The organism is Mangrovibacillus cuniculi, from assembly GCF_015482585.1.
Lineage (GTDB): Bacteria > Bacillota > Bacilli > Bacillales > R1DC41 > Mangrovibacillus > Mangrovibacillus cuniculi.
Map to the genome: position 1 here is coordinate 341,682 of NZ_CP049742.1, position 18,568 is coordinate 360,249.

Annotated in this window: 24 protein-coding genes; 15 read left to right on the forward strand and 9 right to left on the reverse strand. The window is 38.3% G+C overall.

The annotated features are described in order from the left end of the window. Positions 1 to 84 precede the first annotated feature (84 nt). Positions 85 to 468: an OsmC family protein gene (locus G8O30_RS01635; protein ID WP_239673279.1), complete on the forward strand. Its 384-nt coding sequence runs from the start codon at positions 85 to 87 to the stop codon at positions 466 to 468. Positions 469 to 511: 43 nt separating this feature from the next. Here G8O30_RS01635 and G8O30_RS01640 read toward each other — a convergent pair whose 3' ends face one another. Continuing rightward, positions 512 to 922, reverse strand: coding sequence for a pyridoxamine 5'-phosphate oxidase family protein (locus G8O30_RS01640; RefSeq protein ID WP_239673280.1), 411 nt, complete (start codon positions 920 to 922; stop codon positions 512 to 514). 291 nt (positions 923 to 1,213) lie between these two features. Here G8O30_RS01640 and G8O30_RS01645 point away from each other — a divergent pair, with 291 nt between their 5' ends. Next, the gene (locus tag G8O30_RS01645) at positions 1,214 to 2,038 is read left to right on the forward strand and encodes a YfkD famly protein (RefSeq protein ID WP_239673281.1); all 825 of its coding nucleotides are present in this window, start codon (positions 1,214 to 1,216) and stop codon (positions 2,036 to 2,038) included. 430 nt (positions 2,039 to 2,468) lie between these two features. Here the strand turns inward: G8O30_RS01645 and yfkAB are convergent, their stop codons facing one another. Continuing rightward, positions 2,469 to 3,590, reverse strand: coding sequence for a radical SAM/CxCxxxxC motif protein YfkAB (gene yfkAB, locus G8O30_RS01650; RefSeq protein WP_239673282.1), 1,122 nt, complete (start codon positions 3,588 to 3,590; stop codon positions 2,469 to 2,471). Between the two features lie 167 nt (positions 3,591 to 3,757). Between yfkAB and G8O30_RS01655 the strand changes: the two genes are divergently transcribed. From G8O30_RS01655 to corA, 6 genes are all read left to right on the forward strand, one after another. Further along, positions 3,758 to 3,946, forward strand: a complete 189-nt coding sequence (locus tag G8O30_RS01655; RefSeq protein WP_239673283.1) for an SE1561 family protein — start codon at positions 3,758 to 3,760, stop codon at positions 3,944 to 3,946. 206 nt (positions 3,947 to 4,152) lie between these two features. After that, positions 4,153 to 5,688: a fumarate hydratase gene (locus G8O30_RS01660; RefSeq protein WP_239673284.1), complete on the forward strand. Its 1,536-nt coding sequence runs from the start codon at positions 4,153 to 4,155 to the stop codon at positions 5,686 to 5,688. 68 nt (positions 5,689 to 5,756) lie between these two features. Then, positions 5,757 to 6,542 (forward strand): delta-lactam-biosynthetic de-N-acetylase, encoded by a 786-nt coding sequence (pdaA, locus tag G8O30_RS01665; RefSeq protein WP_239673285.1) that lies wholly within the window; start codon positions 5,757 to 5,759, stop codon positions 6,540 to 6,542. Between the two features lie 79 nt (positions 6,543 to 6,621). Continuing rightward, entirely contained in the window at positions 6,622 to 7,497 is an 876-nt protein-coding gene (locus G8O30_RS01670; protein WP_239673286.1) for a DNA-3-methyladenine glycosylase family protein, read from the forward strand. A gap of 6 nt (positions 7,498 to 7,503) precedes the next feature. After that, a complete protein-coding gene (gene rlmD, locus G8O30_RS01675) occupies positions 7,504 to 8,913 on the forward strand; it encodes a 23S rRNA (uracil(1939)-C(5))-methyltransferase RlmD (protein WP_239673287.1) in 1,410 nt (469 codons plus the stop codon). A gap of 352 nt (positions 8,914 to 9,265) precedes the next feature. Further along, positions 9,266 to 10,312, forward strand: coding sequence for a magnesium/cobalt transporter CorA (gene corA / locus G8O30_RS01680; protein ID WP_239673288.1), 1,047 nt, complete (start codon positions 9,266 to 9,268; stop codon positions 10,310 to 10,312). 199 nt (positions 10,313 to 10,511) lie between these two features. Here corA and G8O30_RS01685 read toward each other — a convergent pair whose 3' ends face one another. Then, positions 10,512 to 10,634 carry a YfhE family protein gene (locus tag G8O30_RS01685; protein ID WP_239673289.1) on the reverse strand — a complete coding sequence of 41 codons (123 nt, stop codon included), beginning with the start codon at positions 10,632 to 10,634 and terminating at the stop codon, positions 10,512 to 10,514. Between the two features lie 76 nt (positions 10,635 to 10,710). After that, a complete protein-coding gene (locus G8O30_RS01690; protein ID WP_239673290.1) occupies positions 10,711 to 11,619 on the reverse strand; it encodes a TIGR01777 family oxidoreductase in 909 nt (302 codons plus the stop codon). Positions 11,620 to 11,720: 101 nt separating this feature from the next. On the opposite strand from G8O30_RS01690, the gene recX reads away from it, so the two are divergent. Continuing rightward, positions 11,721 to 12,512 carry a recombination regulator RecX gene (gene recX / locus G8O30_RS01695; RefSeq protein WP_239673291.1) on the forward strand — a complete coding sequence of 264 codons (792 nt, stop codon included), beginning with the start codon at positions 11,721 to 11,723 and terminating at the stop codon, positions 12,510 to 12,512. Positions 12,513 to 12,542: 30 nt separating this feature from the next. Here recX and G8O30_RS01700 read toward each other — a convergent pair whose 3' ends face one another. Then, positions 12,543 to 13,208 (reverse strand): SDR family NAD(P)-dependent oxidoreductase, encoded by a 666-nt coding sequence (locus G8O30_RS01700; protein ID WP_239673292.1) that lies wholly within the window; start codon positions 13,206 to 13,208, stop codon positions 12,543 to 12,545. Positions 13,209 to 13,287: 79 nt separating this feature from the next. Here G8O30_RS01700 and G8O30_RS01705 point away from each other — a divergent pair, with 79 nt between their 5' ends. Next, positions 13,288 to 13,605 (forward strand): YfhH family protein, encoded by a 318-nt coding sequence (locus G8O30_RS01705; RefSeq protein ID WP_239673293.1) that lies wholly within the window; start codon positions 13,288 to 13,290, stop codon positions 13,603 to 13,605. A gap of 234 nt (positions 13,606 to 13,839) precedes the next feature. On the opposite strand, the gene G8O30_RS01710 is transcribed toward G8O30_RS01705, so the two are convergent. Next, positions 13,840 to 14,001: a YpzG family protein gene (locus tag G8O30_RS01710; protein ID WP_239673294.1), complete on the reverse strand. Its 162-nt coding sequence runs from the start codon at positions 13,999 to 14,001 to the stop codon at positions 13,840 to 13,842. A 30-nt stretch (positions 14,002 to 14,031) separates the two neighbouring features. Then, entirely contained in the window at positions 14,032 to 14,205 is a 174-nt protein-coding gene (locus G8O30_RS01715; RefSeq protein WP_239673295.1) for a small, acid-soluble spore protein K, read from the reverse strand. Positions 14,206 to 14,312: 107 nt separating this feature from the next. Here G8O30_RS01715 and G8O30_RS01720 point away from each other — a divergent pair, with 107 nt between their 5' ends. Then, the gene (locus G8O30_RS01720) at positions 14,313 to 14,582 is read left to right on the forward strand and encodes a YfhJ family protein (protein ID WP_239673296.1); all 270 of its coding nucleotides are present in this window, start codon (positions 14,313 to 14,315) and stop codon (positions 14,580 to 14,582) included. A 46-nt stretch (positions 14,583 to 14,628) separates the two neighbouring features. Here G8O30_RS01720 and G8O30_RS01725 read toward each other — a convergent pair whose 3' ends face one another. After that, positions 14,629 to 15,603, reverse strand: a complete 975-nt coding sequence (locus G8O30_RS01725) for a metal-dependent hydrolase (protein WP_239673297.1) — start codon at positions 15,601 to 15,603, stop codon at positions 14,629 to 14,631. Positions 15,604 to 15,693: 90 nt separating this feature from the next. Between G8O30_RS01725 and G8O30_RS01730 the strand changes: the two genes are divergently transcribed. Together G8O30_RS01730 and mutY are read left to right on the forward strand one after the other, a co-directional pair. After that, positions 15,694 to 16,077 carry a hypothetical protein gene (locus G8O30_RS01730; RefSeq protein WP_239673298.1) on the forward strand — a complete coding sequence of 128 codons (384 nt, stop codon included), beginning with the start codon at positions 15,694 to 15,696 and terminating at the stop codon, positions 16,075 to 16,077. Next, a complete protein-coding gene (gene mutY, locus G8O30_RS01735; protein ID WP_239673299.1) occupies positions 16,031 to 17,122 on the forward strand; it encodes an A/G-specific adenine glycosylase in 1,092 nt (363 codons plus the stop codon). Before G8O30_RS01730 ends, mutY begins: the two co-directional genes overlap by 47 nt. Before the next feature lie 46 nt (positions 17,123 to 17,168). Here the strand turns inward: mutY and G8O30_RS01740 are convergent, their stop codons facing one another. Continuing rightward, on the reverse strand, positions 17,169 to 17,393 hold the full coding sequence (locus G8O30_RS01740; RefSeq protein ID WP_239673300.1) for a hypothetical protein: 225 nt from the start codon (positions 17,391 to 17,393) through the stop codon (positions 17,169 to 17,171). A 74-nt stretch (positions 17,394 to 17,467) separates the two neighbouring features. On the opposite strand from G8O30_RS01740, the gene fabL reads away from it, so the two are divergent. Then, a complete protein-coding gene (fabL, locus tag G8O30_RS01745; protein ID WP_239673301.1) occupies positions 17,468 to 18,217 on the forward strand; it encodes an enoyl-[acyl-carrier-protein] reductase FabL in 750 nt (249 codons plus the stop codon). A gap of 77 nt (positions 18,218 to 18,294) precedes the next feature. Further along, positions 18,295 to 18,492, forward strand: coding sequence for a gamma-type small acid-soluble spore protein (locus tag G8O30_RS01750; RefSeq protein WP_239673302.1), 198 nt, complete (start codon positions 18,295 to 18,297; stop codon positions 18,490 to 18,492). The last annotated feature ends 76 nt before the right edge of the window (positions 18,493 to 18,568 follow it).

Below are 18,568 nucleotides of genomic sequence, written 5' to 3' on the forward strand. Positions count from 1 at the left end.
CTCTTCACTCTAATTCCTTATAAGTCGTTTGACAAGGAGAATTCTTATCCATCTGTTAAAATAAAAAGAAAAAGGGGGATTCACATGAAATTCACAATGAAAGAAGAAGGCGGATTTAAAACGCAATTACCTTTTGGAGAATTACATGTTTCAGGTAACGAAGAGTTTGGGTTTCGTCCGTACCAACTATTAATTAGCTCCATTGCTGTATGTAGTGGCGGTGTTTTTCGAACAGTAGCTGAAAAAATGCGTCTTCATGTTACTAACATTGAAGTGGAGACCACTCATGAAAGAATCGACGAGGAAGCTGGCCGAGTAGCTTCTGTCCACATGAAATTTTTGATAAGTGGTACTGACCTGAATGAAGCAAAAATTGAAAAAGCTTTGCATGTAACTAGAAAAAATTGTTCCATGGTTCGCTCTGTAGAAGGATCCATTGACATTACAGAATCGTTTGAAATTGTATAATAAGAAAGCTGCTTAGCATAATGCCAAGCAGCTTTTAATTCTTTTATAGATCTATCTCCACTGGTTCTTTTCCAGCTTTTTCGAAATAAAGAATAGTCTCTGGTTTTAATGCAACTAACACGTAGTCATCATCCTCAGGGCTTGGAATCCACTTAGACCACTTTTCACTCCACATTTCTTTTTTCTTTTCTTTGTCTTCTACAACATGCGCTTTTGCTGAAATTTCTACATAATCTTCATGGAAGTTAGAAGCATCCAATCCTAATAGTACATGTACATAAGGAGTTTGAGCTAAGTCGTCTGCTTTATGTGCATGTTGATTCGTAGCTGTATACAACGTTAGATCTTCATGTTGAAATAACATGAAGCGAGAATACGGCTTACCATCTCTAATGGTTGCTAACGTTCCAACTTGGTGTTCCTTCATAATGGAAAGTACTTTTTCTTTTGTCATATGAACACTCCTTTCTCTCTCTATTATTTTGTTCAAAATATCAAGTTCCATACAATACAAAAAGCACTCTGTTAGGGGGCAGAGTGCTTTTCGCGTATGAAAAGAGTGAGGACAAAACATGTAAGATTGTTTAACGTTTGGTTAATGTAAGTATACAACATCGTTTTTATTTTGTAAATATTCTGACTATATATTTTGTAAACTTTTTTTAATAAATATTTTTAGATTAGCTTTCGCATAATGCACCACCTTCTGAAACAAACTACCAAAAAAGAACTCAGGAGGTACGACATGATTAAACGTACTCTTTTAACTTGCTTTTGCTCCGTATTAATTTTATCTACTCCTTTACTTGCTGCAAAAGACCAAAAGGATACAGAGAAACAAAGTCAAACGCAAACGAGTAAAATGGAGGTTCCTTCTTCTGTGTTGACAATTGGAAAAGAGAATACTTATCCAAATGCGGTGGAAGACCTTCCAACTTTGCAACCAAGTGAATTAACGCAAGAATTATTAAAGACATCTAATGTTCCAATTGAGAATCCACAGTTAATAAAAATGTTTAACGAATCTTCTATGAATAAAACGCCTACAGCGATTGGTATGAGAGCGACAATTTATTTAGGAGAATGGGCGTTAAATTATGACTCTGCTGAAACTGCTGCAAATTGGGAGTATCAAAAAATGAACACCAATTATGTAGATAACCGCGGTGGAAAAACAAATATTCAGATGCACTATGTGCAAGAAACGCAAAAGACAATCAAAGGCGGCTTAACATCTAATGTTCCTGGAGCAGAAGATGTGAAGAAAATGATGATTTTAAAAGCTGGTCAAAAGAGCGGATTGCCACTAGCTTTTGAGACAGTAATTGGTGCTGGCACAAAAAAAGATCAAGTATACAACATTGCTCCAAAGCGTTTAGGTTATCTTTACGCATATGCACCGGCAATCAATGAAAAAGGGAAAGTAACCTACGGTGAAGTGTATCTAGTGTTTAAAGGAATGAAGCGCATGATCGTGGTGAAAAACGTAACATCTCAGGGAATTGGAGCATGGATTCCGATCCAAGACCACGTGTCATTTGGATTTATTACTAGCGACAAGCCTAGATAAAAAAGAAGCTGGGACGTCACACAAAATGACTGCACTGGGATTTCCGCTGCAGGGGGACGCTTTTCACGGGGCGGGCAGCTGTATCGAAAAGCGTAAGGCGCGCGTTTAGATGCGGCAGCAAACTTGGATGAACCGAGGAGGCAGCTCTTCAGCCACCACAGGGCCATCTGAGTTTGCCGAGCATCTGCGCACCTGGTGCTAGACATGCCTCCTCGTCGTGGTCGCTGTCGCTCCTAACTCCTGTGGGGTCTCAGCTACCCACCTTTTCCGTAGGAGTCGCCCCCTTCCGCTCCAATCCCGGATTTTATTTCAAAAAAAGCAGTAGACTGCAGTACTATAATTACCATACCAAATTTTACAAATATAAAAACAAGTGCATTCTTTAATGGATGCACTTGTTTCTGTTTGAGGTGTATAACTTCTGTTACTTTTAAACCTTACTAACCCTCTTCTGAAAATCAACATCTGGATAATAAGCGTTCTTCACTAGAATATTTGGTCCCAAGCATGCCACACTTGGACAGTGACAATTTAGTTCCTTGGCAATTTTCGTTTCCATCCAATTGTTAAACACAGAAGGAAGGCTATCATGCTCTATGTTTCCTAGAGCTGGCGTATCACCAAAGTCGGTTACAATGACATCTCCTGTGAAGATGTTCACGTTAAGTCGAGAACGGCCATCTGGGTCGTTACGTACAGTTACGTTTTTTGCCTCTCGTAGTTGCCTTAGTATTTCTTGGTCTTCATTGCTTGGACTACAGTGATAAAAAGGCAGCGTCCCAAATAACGTCCACACATCTGGATTTCTAAAGGAAAGGATAGAAGAGATTGCTGCGCGTAATTCATCTAATGAAAGTACCTCTAAATTCGAAGCAAAGTCACTAGGATACATAGGGTGAATTTCTACCCTTTTACACTTCATCTCGTTAACAATTTGATCGTAAATACTCTCTAAATATGGAAGTGTGTTTTTGTTTAACATAGTCTCAGCAGATACCAGCACACCAGCTTCCGAAAGTCTTCTACTATTTTCAATCATGCGATCAAATAACTTCTTACGTTGCTCTCGTGACGGTTTTCTTTCCATCATGGCAAAGCCTACGTCAATAAACTCGTCTACCGTTCCCCAGTTATGGCTGATATGTAATACATCCAAATAAGGAATGATCATTTCGTAACGGTCATAGTCCAACGTTAAGTTAGAATTAATTTGTGTACGCACACCGCGACTTTTCGCATATTTTAAAAGTGGAATCACTACTTGTTCGATAGACTTCTTAGACATCATTGGTTCGCCACCTGTAATACTTAACGTACGTAAGTGTGGAATTTCATCTAATCTATCTGTAATTAAATCCATAGGTAATGGAGTAGGATCCTTTGGTGAAAGTGTGTAGCCAACTGCACAATGTGCACATCTCATGTTACATAAAGTAGTTGTGGTGAATTCAATATTTGATAACGTCATCTTCCCGTGTTCTTTCACATCCATATATGCTTCCCATGGATCATAGGAAGGTGAAAGTGTAGGTAGCACGCTAGTTGTTTTCATATTAAAACTCCTTTTACAGCCGGAATAGTCGTACTTCATTATCGGTATATACGATGTATACGTCAATAAATTTTGCATAATTCATTGCAAGTAATGTTTGGATTAGGTAGGATGGGTAAGAAGAAATGGGTATACTAATAGAAAGAAATTAACCGGAGGGATTACCTATGGGCAAAGCGATTCATGATTCAGATTCACAAGTAGATTATCTGAAAAACAGATTAAACATGTTTTTAACTGTTTTAGATTCTATAGAGCCGGAAACAGCAGAGTTAGAAGATATCGATCGTTTAATAGAAATGATTGATGATATTGAAGTAAAGTGTCAACAATTCTCTAAATCAGAAGAAGAATAATAAAGAAGACTCCAGCCATTTTTTTGAAGGCTCGAGTCTTTTTTGTTACGTGACCAGTAACAACATATCGTTGGCTACGTGATGTGGCCGGAACTTAGATGAGTCTCCTTTATTCCCCTAAGGAAACAACGCAAATTCCCTGTCTACAACTCCTATCTATGATATAATGAAATCGTTCACAAAACGGGGATTTAGGGGGGAGAATCATGAGTGTAACGGCTTTAGAGAAAAGTATGTATGACTTGATTGTAGAGACTTCTACAAAGCTTCCAAAGGATGTGCGTCGAGCAATCCGACAAGCGAAGCTTCAAGAAAATGCAGGTACTCGTTCACACATGAGTTTAGAAACTATTACAAAAAATATAAAAATGGCGGATGACGTGGTATCTCCAATTTGTCAGGATACAGGAATGCCAACATTTAAAATTAAAACACCGGTTACCTATAACCAATTAACGCTTAAAAAAGCAATTTATGCTGCTGTTCAACAAGCTACGAAAGACGGAAAACTTCGTCCTAACTCTGTAGATTCTCTAACTGGGGAAAATAGCGGAGATAACTTAGGTGGAGGAACGCCTATTTTGAAGTTTGAACAATGGGAAGAAGATTATGTAGATGTGAAACTAATTCTTAAAGGTGGCGGCTGTGAAAATAAAAACATTCAATACAGTTTACCATGTGAATTAGAAGGTCTTGGAAGAGCAGGACGTGATCTAGATGGTATTCGTAAATGCGTCATGCACTCTGTTTATCAAGCTCAGGGACAAGGCTGTAGCGCTGGGTTTATCGGAGTGGGAATCGGTGGAGACCGTACAAGCGGATATGAACTAGCAAAAGAACAGCTTTTCCGTTCAGTAGAAGATACGAATCCTATTGAAGAACTTCGTCAATTGGAAGAGTACGTAATGGACAATGCAAATAAGCTTGGAATTGGGACAATGGGCTTCGGTGGTGAAACGACGTTACTTGGTTGTAAAGTCGGAGTAATGAACCGCATTCCAGCAAGTTTTTACGTATCTGTTGCGTATAACTGTTGGGCTTACCGTCGTTTAGGGGTAAACATTGATGCGGCTACTGGAGAAATAACAGAGTGGCAGTATCAAGATGGTGAGTTGATTGATTTTAAAGAAACAGAATCAGCGGCAAAGGAAGAAACACCGGATGTTATTACATTAGAAGCACCCATTTCTGAAGAAGATATCCGCAAGTTAAAAGTAGGAGATGTTGTGCAAATTAACGGTAGAATGTTTACTGGACGTGATGCGATTCACAAGTACTTATCCGAAAACGATTCACCTGTAGACCTAAACGGTCAAGTAATTTATCACTGTGGCCCTGTAATGTTAAAGGACAAGAATGGCAACTGGGAAGTAAAAGCTGCAGGACCAACTACATCTATTCGTGAAGAACCTTATCAAGGTGATATCATGAAGCGTTTTGGGATTCGTGCGGTCGTTGGAAAAGGTGGTATGGGACCCAAAACACTCGCTGCGCTTAAAGAACATGGTGGAGTTTACCTAAATGCTATTGGTGGGGCTGCACAATACTATGCTGACTGTATTGAATCAGTTGATGGTGTTGATCTGATGCAATTCGGTATTCCTGAAGCAATGTGGCATCTTTCTGTCAATGGCTTTACTGCTGTTGTTACGATGGATGCGCATGGGAACAGTTTACATGAAGACGTAGATAAGAGTTCTTTAGAGAAACTCGCTCAATTTAAAGATAAAGTATTCAAATAAGTAATATTTTCCATAAGTACCCTCTGATTTCTTACGCAAACTAGTGGTAAGAGATAAGGGGTTTTTTTATGAAATGGAGAAGTTTACTCGTCTTCATGATTTTATTTAGTGTAATAAGCCAAGGGGCTTCCGCAATTTCTAATCAACCAATTAATTGGGGGTTTAGCCGATCTCAAAACGGTCAACCGGCTGATGCTGGTGCGGTGCTGACAAACCTTTTAAAAGATCATGACAGCTTTTATCGTCATGAAACGAAGGAAAAAGTGCTATATCTTACTTTTGATAATGGGTATGAAAACGGGTTTACCGGTCAAATTCTGGATACTCTTAAAAAAGAAAACGTACCAGCAACTTTTTTTGTTACAGGTCACTACTTAAATAGTGCAACGGATTTAGTAAAAAGAATGGTGAACGAAGGACATATCGTTGGAAATCATTCTTGGAGTCATCCAGATATGACGTCTTTAACGGATGAAGAGATTAGAAATGAGCTGAAAAAAGTTAAAGAAGAAACAGCAAGAATAACCAAGCAAAAAGAAATGGTTTATTTGCGACCACCAAGAGGAATTCTGTCTGCAAGGACTTTATCCATTGCAAGAGAAGAAGGCTACATCCATGTTATGTGGTCTTTAGCATTTGTGGATTGGTACACGGATCAACAAAAAGGATCTCAATACGCATATGACAACATCATGAGGCAAATTCACCCAGGAGCAATCATGTTGTTGCATACTGTTTCCAAAGATAATGCCGAAGCATTGCCAGCGGTTATTAAAGATTTGAAAAAACAAGGATATCGCTTCGAGTCATTATCGGACTTAAGTGCAACTTTATCAGGAATTCCAACCCTTTAAGTCTGTCATTGATTTGACAGGCTTTTTCCCATCTTTCCATGATATAATAAAAAGATACGACTAAATTTGGAGGATCGACATGTGGGAGCAGTTAGTGGTTGTAGATGAAAGGTATTTATTTGAAGAAGCGTTACATCGTTTAAAAATAGATCCGTTGAACGTTATTGATGAAGAACATGCTCGAATTCATATCCCAATCTACCATACATATGAAGTTGTGAGTGTGCAATGTACTAGAGTTTCTAGAGGTGTACATATGCTCATTAAGGGAAAGGATAGTACGACAAAAGAAGCAGTTTTGTTGGAGATTAAAAGAATTCTTGGGATTGATCAAACGTTTGATCAATTAGAAAATCATTTTTCTACTACGCCTCTCGAATCGTTGTTTCAGAGACATAATGGTACGCCAATTATTTTGGAGTGGTCTTTATTTAGCTGTCTACTGAAGAGTATTATCCATCAACAACTTAATACAAAATTTGCTGCTACGCTTACCACTCGTTTTGTTCAAAAGTATGGTGAAAAAATTGACGGTGTATGGTTTTATCCAACACCAGAGAATGTCGCACTCATACCTGTTGAAGAATTAAGAACACTATCTTTTAGTCAGAGAAAAGCGGAGTACATCATCGACATTGCGAAAGCAGTTCTTGAAAAGAAAATCACTTTAGATTTATCCTACTTACATACGCTTGAAAATCAAGAAGTGGAAAAACAACTAACAAGAATTAGAGGAATTGGGCCATGGACTGCGCAGAGCTTTTTAATGTTTGGATTGGGTCGAAAAGATCTCTTTCCAGTTGGAGACATTGGGCTTCAAAATGCGCTAAAACATATTTATGGATTTGAAAATAAACCTTCTAAAGAATGGATGGAAAAAGAGTCCCAAAGTTGGTCTCCTTATCGATCCTACGTAGCATTATACCTATGGAGAAGTTTAGAAAGAAAAGAGTGAACGGACATGAATAAAAACGTAAAGCAAGTAAAACAACAAAATCCTGTTAAAGAAGGACAACAATTCCCTTTAACGATTAAACGATTAGGTATTAACGGTGAGGGAGTGGGTTATTTTAAGCGCCAAGTGGTGTTTGTGCCTGGTGCATTACCCGAAGAAGAAGTGGTGGTAGAAGCAACTTTAGTAAAGAACTCTTTCGCACAAGCCAAAATAAAGAAAATTAGAAAAGCTTCTCCACATCGTACAACTGCCCCTTGTCCAGTCTACGACATTTGTGGTGGCTGCCAATTGCAACACTTAACGTACGAGCAGCAGTTAGTAGAAAAGAGAGACATCGTAAAACAAGCGTTTGAACGTTTTTATAAAGCAATACCTACTGATCAGTTAACCATCCTACCTACAAAAGGTATGGATGATCCGTGGGCTTATCGAAACAAAAGCCAATTCCAAACGCAGTATAATCGAGGGAAAGTGGAAGCTGGATTATACAGTGAACAGTCTCATAAGTTAATTGATATAGATCGATGTATTGTACAACATCCTGCAACGGATTTTATTACTAATACTGCCAAATCAAGCTTAACAAAGTGGAACCTTCCAATATATTCGGAAAAGAAAAAGAAAGCTGGTATTCGAACTATTGTCGTCCGAGTAGGATTTAAGACAGGACAAGCTCAGATTGTTTTTGTTTCTTCTACACCGAACTTACCAAACTTAGAAGAAGTGGTAAGAGATGTGCAAGAACAATGTCCATCGGTCGTTTCTGTCATGTTAAACATTCAACCAAGTAAAACACCTATCATTTTTGGTGATAAAACCACGTTACTTGCAGGACAAGAAAAAATTCAAGAAGAGCTAAAAGAATTTTCATACGAACTGTCCGCACGAGCTTTCTTCCAGTTAAACCCTGTACAGACTGTAACTCTTTATGATGAAGCAAAAAAAGCTGCTAAATTAACAGGTAAAGAAAAGATTGTAGATGCGTATTGTGGTTCTGGAACAATTGGCTTATGGCTTGTAGATGGTGCATCAGAAATTAGAGGAATGGATGTCATCGAAGCCTCTATTAAAGATGCTAGACAAAATGCGAAAAAGTATGGTTATGGTGACAAAGCTACGTATGAAGTAGGAACAGCAGAGAACTGGTTACCTAAGTGGAAACAAGCAGGATTTTCCCCTGATGTAGTAGTAGTTGACCCTCCAAGAGTAGGTTGTGATGATCAGTTCCTATCTACACTTTTAAAGGTTAAGCCAAAGACATTTGTTTATGTTTCTTGTAATCCGTCCACTTTAGCAAAGAATGTACAGCAATTAAGTAGGTTATATGAAATTGATTACATTCAACCTGTTGACATGTTCCCGCAAACGGCGCAAGTGGAAGCGGTCGTTCGCTTAACATTAAAGAAGAGTAAATAATATAAAAGAGGCTGGGACAAAACCAGAAAGTGACTGCACTGGGATTTCCGCTGCAGGGGGACGCTTTCCACGGGGCGGGTTGCTGAGCCTCCTCGTCGCTGAAGAACGCTCCTGTGGGGTCTCAGTAACCCACCTATCCCGTAGGAGTCGCCCCCTTCCGCTCCAATCCCTAAGAATTATTCTTTAAATGCACTAATTCTGCAGTATCATGATCTTCAATACAACGCAAAAAAGGTACATTCGTTTTCTCGAAATGTACCTTTTTTGTTCTGTCGCAGCCTCTTTAATATGGCAAGAAAGTTTATTACTAATTTGATTCGGGAAACGTAAAAGAGAAAAGAGGGATACGTAAATGAGAAGGTTAAAAAGAATTGCTTCCAGAAAAAAGAATACGACTCTTAAACCTGTTCACTCAGGTCCCACTGCTATACATATGATTGAAGTAGAGGGTGGAGATTTCCACTCTCATACAGCGGAACGTATAGAGGAAGTGGAGAAACATTTACAAGACACACCAGTCGATTGGATACATATAGATGGTGTTCATGATGTGAATACAATAGAAAAAGTAGGAGGTATATTAAACCTTCATCCTCTTGTAGTAGAGGACATATTAAATGTAGATCATCGTCCGAAATTAGAGGTAAAGGAAAATCACTTACTAGTTATCTTAAAACGTCTAGCTTTTCATCCGGAAAAGGTTGAAGTGTTAGAAGAGCAAATAAGTATAGTTATTTTTGATAAAGTAATCATCTCTTTTGGAGAAGCCGGTTCTAGTTTCTATGAAAGAGTAATAACGCAAGCAGAGGAGCAAAGGCAAGATCATCTACTGGACCAATCAGATGGATTATTCCATACCATGCTTGACGTGATTGTTGATGAATATATGAAGGTAACCGAAGAAATGGGAGACGACATGGAAGAGTTAGAAGATAGATTAATCATGCATCCTAGACAAAATGACCTTCAAACCATTTATGAATATCGTCACGCGGTTCTCTCCTTTAAGAAACGAGCGTTACCTGTTCAAGACATGCTGATCAAATTGCTACAACAAGAATTCGATATGATTCAAGTGAACATGAGAGAATATTTTAACGACATATATGATCATATGGTAGTGGTGGCGGATGCTTATGAGGCTCACCGTGGACAAGTCGCGAGTTTAGTGGACCTCTATTATTCAAGCATTTCCAATAAAATGAATGAAATCATGAAAGTCCTAACAATAGTTTCCACTATATTTATTCCACTCACTTTTATAGCAGGGATTTATGGTATGAACTTTGCTCATATGCCAGAATTGGATGAACAGTGGGCTTATCCGCTAGTGTGGGTCATCATGATTTCGTTAACTGTTGGAATGTTAATCTATTTCAAAGTAAAAAAATGGTATTAGGGAAAGTTGTTAACATTATCAACAGTATTGTGGATAAAACAGTGGATAACCATCCACAGGACTGACCACCTTGTATCCTTTATGTATCAAAGGGTATAAAAGTTATTAAGATTATCCACAGTTCTGTGGATAATAAAAGACATATCTCTTATGGATATGTCTTTTATTATGTGATTGATATCAAGTTATTAATAAGATCTTATCCTCTTTTAGGAGAAGCTTCAGATGCAGCGCGATCCGCCTTTTTAAATTCACGGTGAAAGCTGATCTCCTGAGCTTTTCGTAAATAGCGTTTGCCTTCTTCTTTATAACGTTTTTCCATAAGTATCCACTCCTCTGAATGATATTCTTTACAAGTCTAACCATTGAGGGGGAGTGGCATACGAAATACAAAAAAATTACTCTTCATAGATATCTTCTAATGCATCTTTAAGCGTTGGATAGGCAAAAGTAAAATTTGTATGCTGTAAAACCGTTGGAAGTACGTGTTGTCCTTCTAATACTAAGATGCTTTTTTCGCCTAAAAGTGCTTTTAAAGCAAAACTTGGTGCAGGAATCCAGTGGGGTCTATTTAACGCATCAGCGACTGTCTTTCCAAATTCCTTCATCCTTAACGGATGAGGGGAGACTAAGTTTACAGGTCCCTTAATATCAGTGTTGTTCATACAATGGTCTATGGCTCTGACAACATCTTTCCAATGAATCCATGATAACCATTGCCTTCCTGTTCCAACTGTGCCACCTGCAAACAATTTGTATGGCATAGCTATAGCAGGTAGGGCACCTTCATCTTTCCCAAGAATAATACCAAACCTCGTGTAAACCGTTCGAATACCTAAACTTTCTGCTTCAGAAGCTAAGTTTTCCCATGTTGAAACGGTCGTTGCCAAAAAGTCGTCACCATGATTCAAGCTATCTTCACGATAGGTAGCGTCTTCGCTAGTTTGGTAAATACCTATCGCTGAAGCATTTATAAACGTACTTGGTTTCGGCTCCATAACTTTCATTATTCGGAGAAGTTCTTTCGTTGTGTTTACTCTACTTTTCAGGATAGATTCCTTTACTTCATCTGTCCAACGTCCACTATTAATCGACGTACCAGCAAGATTAATGACAACATCGACTCCGGACAATGCCAGTTCAGGCTGTGCGCTTTCCTTTAACCAAGTTACGTAAGAAAGTCTTGGGTGAGAGGATGTCTTTTCTTCAGATCTTGTTAAAATTACTACCTCATGTTCGTTTTCTAAAAAGTAATTAGTTAAGCCTTTTCCAACAAATCCTGTTCCACCTGCAATAGCTATTTTCATCGTATCCCTCGCCTTCAAATAAGAACTTATGCTTACTTTATGTTATGTTAAAAGTATGAAAAATACTATTTAAAAGCGGTTCTTATACTAAGGAGGAGTCCATGAAAATCATTACAAAGATTAGCGTTCAAGAGAAAAGAAAAGATCGTTATAATATCTTCTTAAATGAAAAATACGCTTTTAGCGTAGATGAAGCGGTTCTGATTAAACATAACTTAGTAAAAGGACAACAGTTAACAGAAGAAGATATTGAACAGATTCAAGTGCAAGAGGAAGATCAGAAGGCATATGGGAAAGCCATCAATTTTCTATCCTATCGAATGCGTTCCACTGGAGAAGTGTTTACGTACTTAAAAGAACAAGAAGTAGAAGAACACGTGATTCAACAAATACTTTCTAAGCTAATGGAGAACGGGTACTTAGATGATTTAGCTTTTGCGAACGCTTATGTTAGAACAATGATGGAGACGACGGATAAAGGCCCCAACGTCCTAAAGCAGGAGTTAAAGCTAAAGTCTGTCAGTGATGCAAAAATCGAAGAAGCGTTGTTGAACTTTAGTGAAGAAAGAATGATAGAGAAGGTTAAAAAGTTAGCGGAGAAAGTGGCGAAGAAACAGCGAACGCAATCCGCTAAAATGCTTCAGCTAAAAGTGGAAGAAGCGATTGTAAAGAAGGGATATCCAGCTTATTTATTGGGTGAAGTAAAAGAAGAATTCGAAGAGCAAGGAATGGAAGAAGAGGAAGAGTGGGCAAGATTAGTAACGCAAGGGGAAAAGTTTGCAAGAAAGTACGACAAGTTCGAAGGCTATGAGAAAAAGATGAAGCTGAAGCAAGCATTGTTTCGTAAAGGCTTCCCGTTACATTTAATAGACCGATATTTAGAAGAAGAATAAAGAGGGGCCTTTGTCGGGCACCTCTTTATTTTACACTTCTATATGGTCTTCTTTGTCTACCTGTTCTAAAATAGCATCGGCTACTACATCTGCTGGACGAAGTCGGCTCTTGTCTTTGATATGATCGCTTTCTTCCCAAAATGGCGTATCCATTCCACCCATGTACGCTCGTACGAATCGGATAGGTGTATCCTCATACTCTGCTGCAAGACTTTCCATTAATCCTCTAGCAGCAAATTTACTTGCGCAATAAACTGCTTCATTCTTTTTCCCTCTTAATCCCGCGGTTGAAATAATCCCTAAATAGGTTGCAGAATCTTGTTTTTCTACAAAGGGAAGGGAAACTTGAATGATGTTGACTAATCCACCTATATTTGTATCCATCATTCGGTTAAATTCTTTAGGATCCAATTGTTTAAAAGGACCAAAATTCCCGACACCTGCTGATAGAACTATAGTGTGTATCGTGTGGTGCTCAAAGATTGTTGGTAATTTCTTTTCTACTTGGTCCCGATCGCGAACGTCTAAACGAACGGTTGTTGCTTTTCCGCCGTTACTTTCAATAGTATTTTTTGTTTCTTGAAGTGTCTTTTCGTGTCTTCCAATAAGGATGATATGGTAACCTTGTTCAGCAAACTTTTGTGCAAAACTTGCCCCAAGCCCAGTACCAGCTCCTGTGATTAGAACGCTTTTCATTTTTTGAAACCCCTTTCTGTACAGCTATAATGAGTATAGTATACAATTGAGTAAGAAGACAAAGAAGGTGTTGGAGAAGATGGAAAAACGTTATAGTGAATTAACAGAACATGAACTTCGTCAAGAAATTGCTACGTTAAAGGAAAAAGCGAGAAAAGCAGAGCAGTTAGGGATTGTAAATGAATTTGCGGTCTTAGAACGTAAAGCTATTATGGCTCAAAGCTATCTTTTAAATCCAAAAGATTATTCCGCTGGAGAGATTTACGAGTTGGAAAGTGATCCGGGTACTTTTTTCCGTATTGATTATATGAATGGTGTGTTTGCTTGGGGATATCGTATGAATGATGACGGGAAAGAGGAAGCTGTTCCAATTGCGTTGTTGAGGAAGAAGAGGTAGAAGTTTGTATGGTTAAAGACTCTAGTGACTGCAACATTTTTTGACTCATTCGTGTGAAGCTTTACTTCACACGCCTTTCAACTTTGTTGAAAGGTAGCCAGAACGATACCAAGTCTTTAAGGAAAGCTAGCTTTCCCGGCGACTTGGTATCGTTCTGGCTAAATGAGTCAAAAAATTAACGTGATTAAATCTAAAAAAGAGCCTAATGATCAATCATTAGGCTCTTTTCTTACACTAATTTCTTCTTGACCTTGCCATTTGCTCCAATATCAACAAAGGTTGCGTTTGCTGCGTCTCCCCGTTGACTTGGTTTTTTTGTCGCTTAGGGTTGAAGTGAGTTAACGATAAATTGCTTTCATAATGCTGTTTACCAAAAACGTTTTGTTTCTTTCCCATCCGAACCGCCTCCTAAAGTGTGAATGCTTGTTACATCGAGTGGATACTGTCGTCTTCTCGTTGATTAGAAGCTTTCATACGTTCTTGCGGGTGGGTATTAATCGAGCCGTCTGCACGTTTTGAGTTAAACTCATCTTTAGCACGGCCTTCCCCTTCGAACTTGTTGTTTTGGAAATTGGTAAAATTCTTCGCTTTATTACGCAATCGAATCTCCCCCTTATCTTCATGCCCTTTGCTTTTTCAGCAAGGTACCTTTATAGTATGAGCATAAACTTACTTGTTATGAAGGCAGTATTAGGGAGGTATAGAATTTGAAAAAGTATCAAGATGAATTGGTTAAAATGTTGTTAAAGCAAAACGGTTCCTTATCAGTAGCTAGAGCAAGATCATGGGTAGAATTAATGTGGGAAGATTTCGAAACAACTTATGCCAAAAGCGGTCGTGAGTATCTTGGTGAGAAAGAAACAAAAAGAATAGTGGAACAGTGGGTGCTACACTATGGGCACCGTTTGCATGACTTAGCGAATGTAAACAAGAAATATGCGCATCTCTTGGATGATGAAGAAGATGTTAAGCACTGAAAACTTAAAGTTAAAACAAAAAACGGAAGGCAATCCTTCCGTTTTCTTACGTCCACTTCAGTTTTTCCTTCAGCTTCTCCTCACTAAATATCCATCCGGTATAGGAACTTAAGATATTTAGCTCCTCGTCTAACTTTACAACAGCTACAAAAGGGTAGTAATCGTTACTTCTGTAGCGCAAATCAATAAACCTTACTTCGTAGTGGTCATTATATTCTTCAATCACCCAACGATAAAGAGGGGAAAACGATAAGAATGCAGAAAGGTTTGGATCTACCTTTGCAGCAGAAATTACATCTGATTTTGGTAATTTTTTGCGCAAAAACTCATCCAAGATTTCTACCTTTCCATTTTCCGCTCGTCCAACGTAAAATCTTTGTTTACTAACGATAGCAAGTCTCCAAGATGTAAAGCCCATCGTTGGAGCGATAATCATATTTGTAACGTCTGGAATCAATTTTTTAATTTTATAATGAATGACTAATTTCTGTGCAAATCGAACTAAATAGTAAAAGACGAGTGCACAGTACATCCCTATAAATAAAGGTCCCGGCTCAGCGCCAAAGTACCATAAAAAAATTCCGACAAGATGTGTCAAGAAGATAACCCAATCAAACGTATTAATAACTCCTATTGCAACCCACTTTTTGGAGAATGGTCGCAATGCTTGTGTTCCATAAGCGTTAAAAATGTCGACAAATACATGGAGGAAAACAGCTAAAAATGTCCAAAGCCATAACGTAGAAAAAGGTACGCTAGGAAAGAAAAGGAAAATAATTCCGGAGAGGACGATTGGCCACAACAAAACTGCTGGAATGGAGTGGGTAATGCCTCTATGATGTCGGATATAAATAGCATTGTTTCTTAATTTTAAGACCGTATCAATGTCGGGTATTTGTGAACCAATAACCGTTCCAAACATCACGGCTGTTGCAACGGTGGAACTAGTGGCTACAGTAGGATCTAGTGTAGCAATACCACCTAGTGCAATTCCCATAGTGATATGTGTTGCTGTATCCATAAACATCACCTCTTTCAGTGTAAAACATTACTATGCCCTTGGTTGTTGTATTTCCATGGTATCATGATAAGGTAGAAGGGATTGAATTCTATGTCGACTACGATGATTTTTTCTTATAATATTAAACCTTATGCTAAAACAGAGTATCAAGAGTGGGTAAACAAACTGCGTCACACTCTCCCATCCTATGATGCAACGCTTCTTTCTATCCATGTAGAAGATGATAACAAATGTATTGAAGAAATAAATCTCCCTACAGCGTCCCATTTCCACATGTTAAAGAAGTGGAGGACAGAAAAGAAACATTCCATTTTTACACAACTGGAGAAGTGGATTGAACCAGATAGCATTGTGTGTTACTGTATCTCGCAGTCTAAAAATAGTATTCCCGTTTTTAATGATAGAAAACATTTGAGGAGGGCACCGATTGTCTCAAGAAAGTTTACAACACCTAGAGAACTATCCAGTATCTGATTTTCAACATAACTTAATGGAATGGTTCCGAGCCGAGCAAAGACAATTACCTTGGCGAGAATCAAAAGATCCATATCGAATATGGGTGTCAGAAATTATGTTGCAACAAACAAAAGTTGATACAGTTATCCCGTTTTACTTAAATTTTCTAGAAAAGTTCCCCACACCAAAAGCTCTGGCAGAAGCGGAAGAAGATGAAGTGTTAAAAGCATGGGAAGGGTTAGGATATTACTCCCGAGCAAGAAATCTTCAATCTGCAGTAAAAGAAGTTCATGAGGTGTATGGTGGGAAAGTTCCTAATGACCCAGAGAAAATAAAGAAACTAAAAGGTGTGGGCCCATACACAACGGGAGCAATCTCTTCCATAGCTTTTGGCATACCTGAACCAGCAGTGGATGGAAACGTGATGAGAGTAATGTCCAGAGTACTTTGGATAACAGAAGATATTGCACGTCCAGCTACTAGAAAAATATTTGAGGCGGCTATAAGAGAGGTTATATCACATGAAGATCCATCATCCTTCAATCAAGGATTAATGGAACTAGGAGCGTTAATTTGTACACCAACTAAACCAAAGTGTTTATTATGTCCAGTTAGAGAACAATGTGTGGCATTTGAAAATGGTGTGCAAGAAGAACTACCAGTAAAGTCTAAAAAGTCTTCTACTAAACTGAAGAAGTATACGACTCTCGTCATTCAAAGAGAAGATGGTAAGTATCTAATTGAGAAACGTCCATCAACTGGTTTGTTAGCTGGTTTGTATCAATTCCCTATGATAGAACAACTGAAAGCTACAGACGCTAGGTCGACCTATATCCAATCAGAAATAGATAGAGAATACGGACTAGCACTAGAAGTAGAAAGTGATATCTTTACAGAAGTACATCACATATTTTCTCACCTAAAGTGGGACTTAGAAGTAAGAAAAGCCAAAACAGCTACTCAAAAAACTCCTGAAAACATGGTCTGGTTAACAACAGAAGAACTGAATCAATTCGCTTTCCCAGTACCGCATCAGAAGATTAGGCAATTACTTCTTAGTTAGATAAAAAGAAGACCTTTTAAAAATCCAAAGGTCTTCTAAAGTCTATTCAATCATAAGAAACTCTGGTACCGTGTTGCCAATCTGCTTCCTTACGATGCAGACCACCACGGTCCATAATTTCTTCTGTAATTTCTTTTTGAATGGTATGCCCTTCTTGATTCAAATATGGCATAATTTGCTGTAACGAATGATGGAAATAAGCAAGCTCTTCTTCTTTCCATTCTTTTAGTGATAACATGGACAATTCAGTCATATCACGACCAACGTACATTTCATTCATCTCCTTTTGCGTAACTGTACTTATTATTAGTTACCAAAAGGAAGCTATACATAGGAGGAGATAATATGACACAAAAGGTAGCTTTAGTAACAGGAAGTAGTAGAGGAGTAGGAAGAGCTATTGCGCTTCGACTAGCAGATTTAGGGTATGACATAGTCATCAACTACGCAAGAAGTAAGCAGTCGGCATTAGAAGTAGCAGCAGAGGTAGAAGCAAAAGGAAGAAAAGCATTAGTTGTTAGAGCCAATGTTGGAGATATAGAAAAAATTAAAGTGTTATTTCAAACAATACAAGAAGAATTTGGACGCCTTGACGTATTTATAAACAATGCTGCATCTGGTGTTCTACGTCCAGCAATGGAATTAGAAGAATCTCATTGGGATTGGACCATGAATATCAACAGTAAAGCATTACTATTCTGTGCGCAAGAAGCAGCAAAGTTAATGGAACAAACGAATGGAGGATCCATCGTTTCCATTAGTTCACTCGGTTCCATCAGAGTATTAGAGAACTATACAACAGTTGGTGTGTCAAAAGCTGCATTAGAAGCACTAACAAGATACTTAGCAGTAGAACTTTCTCCTAAAAATATTGTAGTGAATGCAGTATCTGGTGGTGCGATTGATACTGATGCATTGAAACATTTCCCTAACAGAGAACAACTACTGAATGACGCAAAAGCAAATACACCAGCAGGTCGCATGGTAGAGATAGAAGATATGGTTGATACGGTGGAATTCTTAATTTCCGAAAAAGCATCTATGATTCGTGGTCAGACCATTATTGTAGATGGTGGAAGATCTCTGTTAGTTTAATTCACCAAAGTTTTTTTTCTTTTACGCGGATAATTGTTCTGAAATGGGACAAATTAATCTTCGTGGAGGTGATAAACATGGAGAACAAATACAACCAACAACAAGCATCAGCTACAAACGCTGAGAAAGTGAAGCAACAAAACGCTGCTTCTGCTCAAGGCCAATACGGAGCTGAATTCGCTTCTCAAACAGACGTACAAAAAGTAAAACAACAAAACCAACAGGCTGAAGCTAAAAAAGCTCAAAACTCTGCTGGTCAACAAAACAAATACTAATTCGTAATATGGGACACCTTAACAGTTGCTGTTGAGGTGTTCTTTTTTTTGTTACGTGACCTGTAACAACTCATCG

Bases quoted from the DNA above. Each gene is read 5' to 3' on its own strand.
- G8O30_RS01635 (WP_239673279.1), top strand. From the start codon at position 85: ATGAAATTCACAATGAAAGAAGAAGGCGGATTTAAAACGCAATTACCT.
- G8O30_RS01640 (WP_239673280.1), bottom strand. From the start codon at position 922: ATGACAAAAGAAAAAGTACTTTCCATTATGAAGGAACACCAAGTTGGA.
- G8O30_RS01645 (WP_239673281.1), top strand. From the start codon at position 1,214: ATGATTAAACGTACTCTTTTAACTTGCTTTTGCTCCGTATTAATTTTA.
- yfkAB (WP_239673282.1), bottom strand. From the start codon at position 3,590: ATGAAAACAACTAGCGTGCTACCTACACTTTCACCTTCCTATGATCCA.
- G8O30_RS01655 (WP_239673283.1), top strand. From the start codon at position 3,758: ATGGGCAAAGCGATTCATGATTCAGATTCACAAGTAGATTATCTGAAA.
- G8O30_RS01660 (WP_239673284.1), top strand. From the start codon at position 4,153: ATGAGTGTAACGGCTTTAGAGAAAAGTATGTATGACTTGATTGTAGAG.
- pdaA (WP_239673285.1), top strand. From the start codon at position 5,757: ATGAAATGGAGAAGTTTACTCGTCTTCATGATTTTATTTAGTGTAATA.
- G8O30_RS01670 (WP_239673286.1), top strand. From the start codon at position 6,622: ATGTGGGAGCAGTTAGTGGTTGTAGATGAAAGGTATTTATTTGAAGAA.
- rlmD (WP_239673287.1), top strand. From the start codon at position 7,504: ATGAATAAAAACGTAAAGCAAGTAAAACAACAAAATCCTGTTAAAGAA.
- corA (WP_239673288.1), top strand. From the start codon at position 9,266: ATGAGAAGGTTAAAAAGAATTGCTTCCAGAAAAAAGAATACGACTCTT.
- G8O30_RS01685 (WP_239673289.1), bottom strand. From the start codon at position 10,634: ATGGAAAAACGTTATAAAGAAGAAGGCAAACGCTATTTACGAAAAGCT.
- G8O30_RS01690 (WP_239673290.1), bottom strand. From the start codon at position 11,619: ATGAAAATAGCTATTGCAGGTGGAACAGGATTTGTTGGAAAAGGCTTA.
- recX (WP_239673291.1), top strand. From the start codon at position 11,721: ATGAAAATCATTACAAAGATTAGCGTTCAAGAGAAAAGAAAAGATCGT.
- G8O30_RS01700 (WP_239673292.1), bottom strand. From the start codon at position 13,208: ATGAAAAGCGTTCTAATCACAGGAGCTGGTACTGGGCTTGGGGCAAGT.
- G8O30_RS01705 (WP_239673293.1), top strand. From the start codon at position 13,288: ATGGAAAAACGTTATAGTGAATTAACAGAACATGAACTTCGTCAAGAA.
- G8O30_RS01710 (WP_239673294.1), bottom strand. From the start codon at position 14,001: ATGGGAAAGAAACAAAACGTTTTTGGTAAACAGCATTATGAAAGCAAT.
- G8O30_RS01725 (WP_239673297.1), bottom strand. From the start codon at position 15,603: ATGGATACAGCAACACATATCACTATGGGAATTGCACTAGGTGGTATT.
- G8O30_RS01730 (WP_239673298.1), top strand. From the start codon at position 15,694: ATGTCGACTACGATGATTTTTTCTTATAATATTAAACCTTATGCTAAA.
- G8O30_RS01740 (WP_239673300.1), bottom strand. From the start codon at position 17,393: ATGTACGTTGGTCGTGATATGACTGAATTGTCCATGTTATCACTAAAA.
- fabL (WP_239673301.1), top strand. From the start codon at position 17,468: ATGACACAAAAGGTAGCTTTAGTAACAGGAAGTAGTAGAGGAGTAGGA.
- G8O30_RS01750 (WP_239673302.1), top strand. From the start codon at position 18,295: ATGGAGAACAAATACAACCAACAACAAGCATCAGCTACAAACGCTGAG.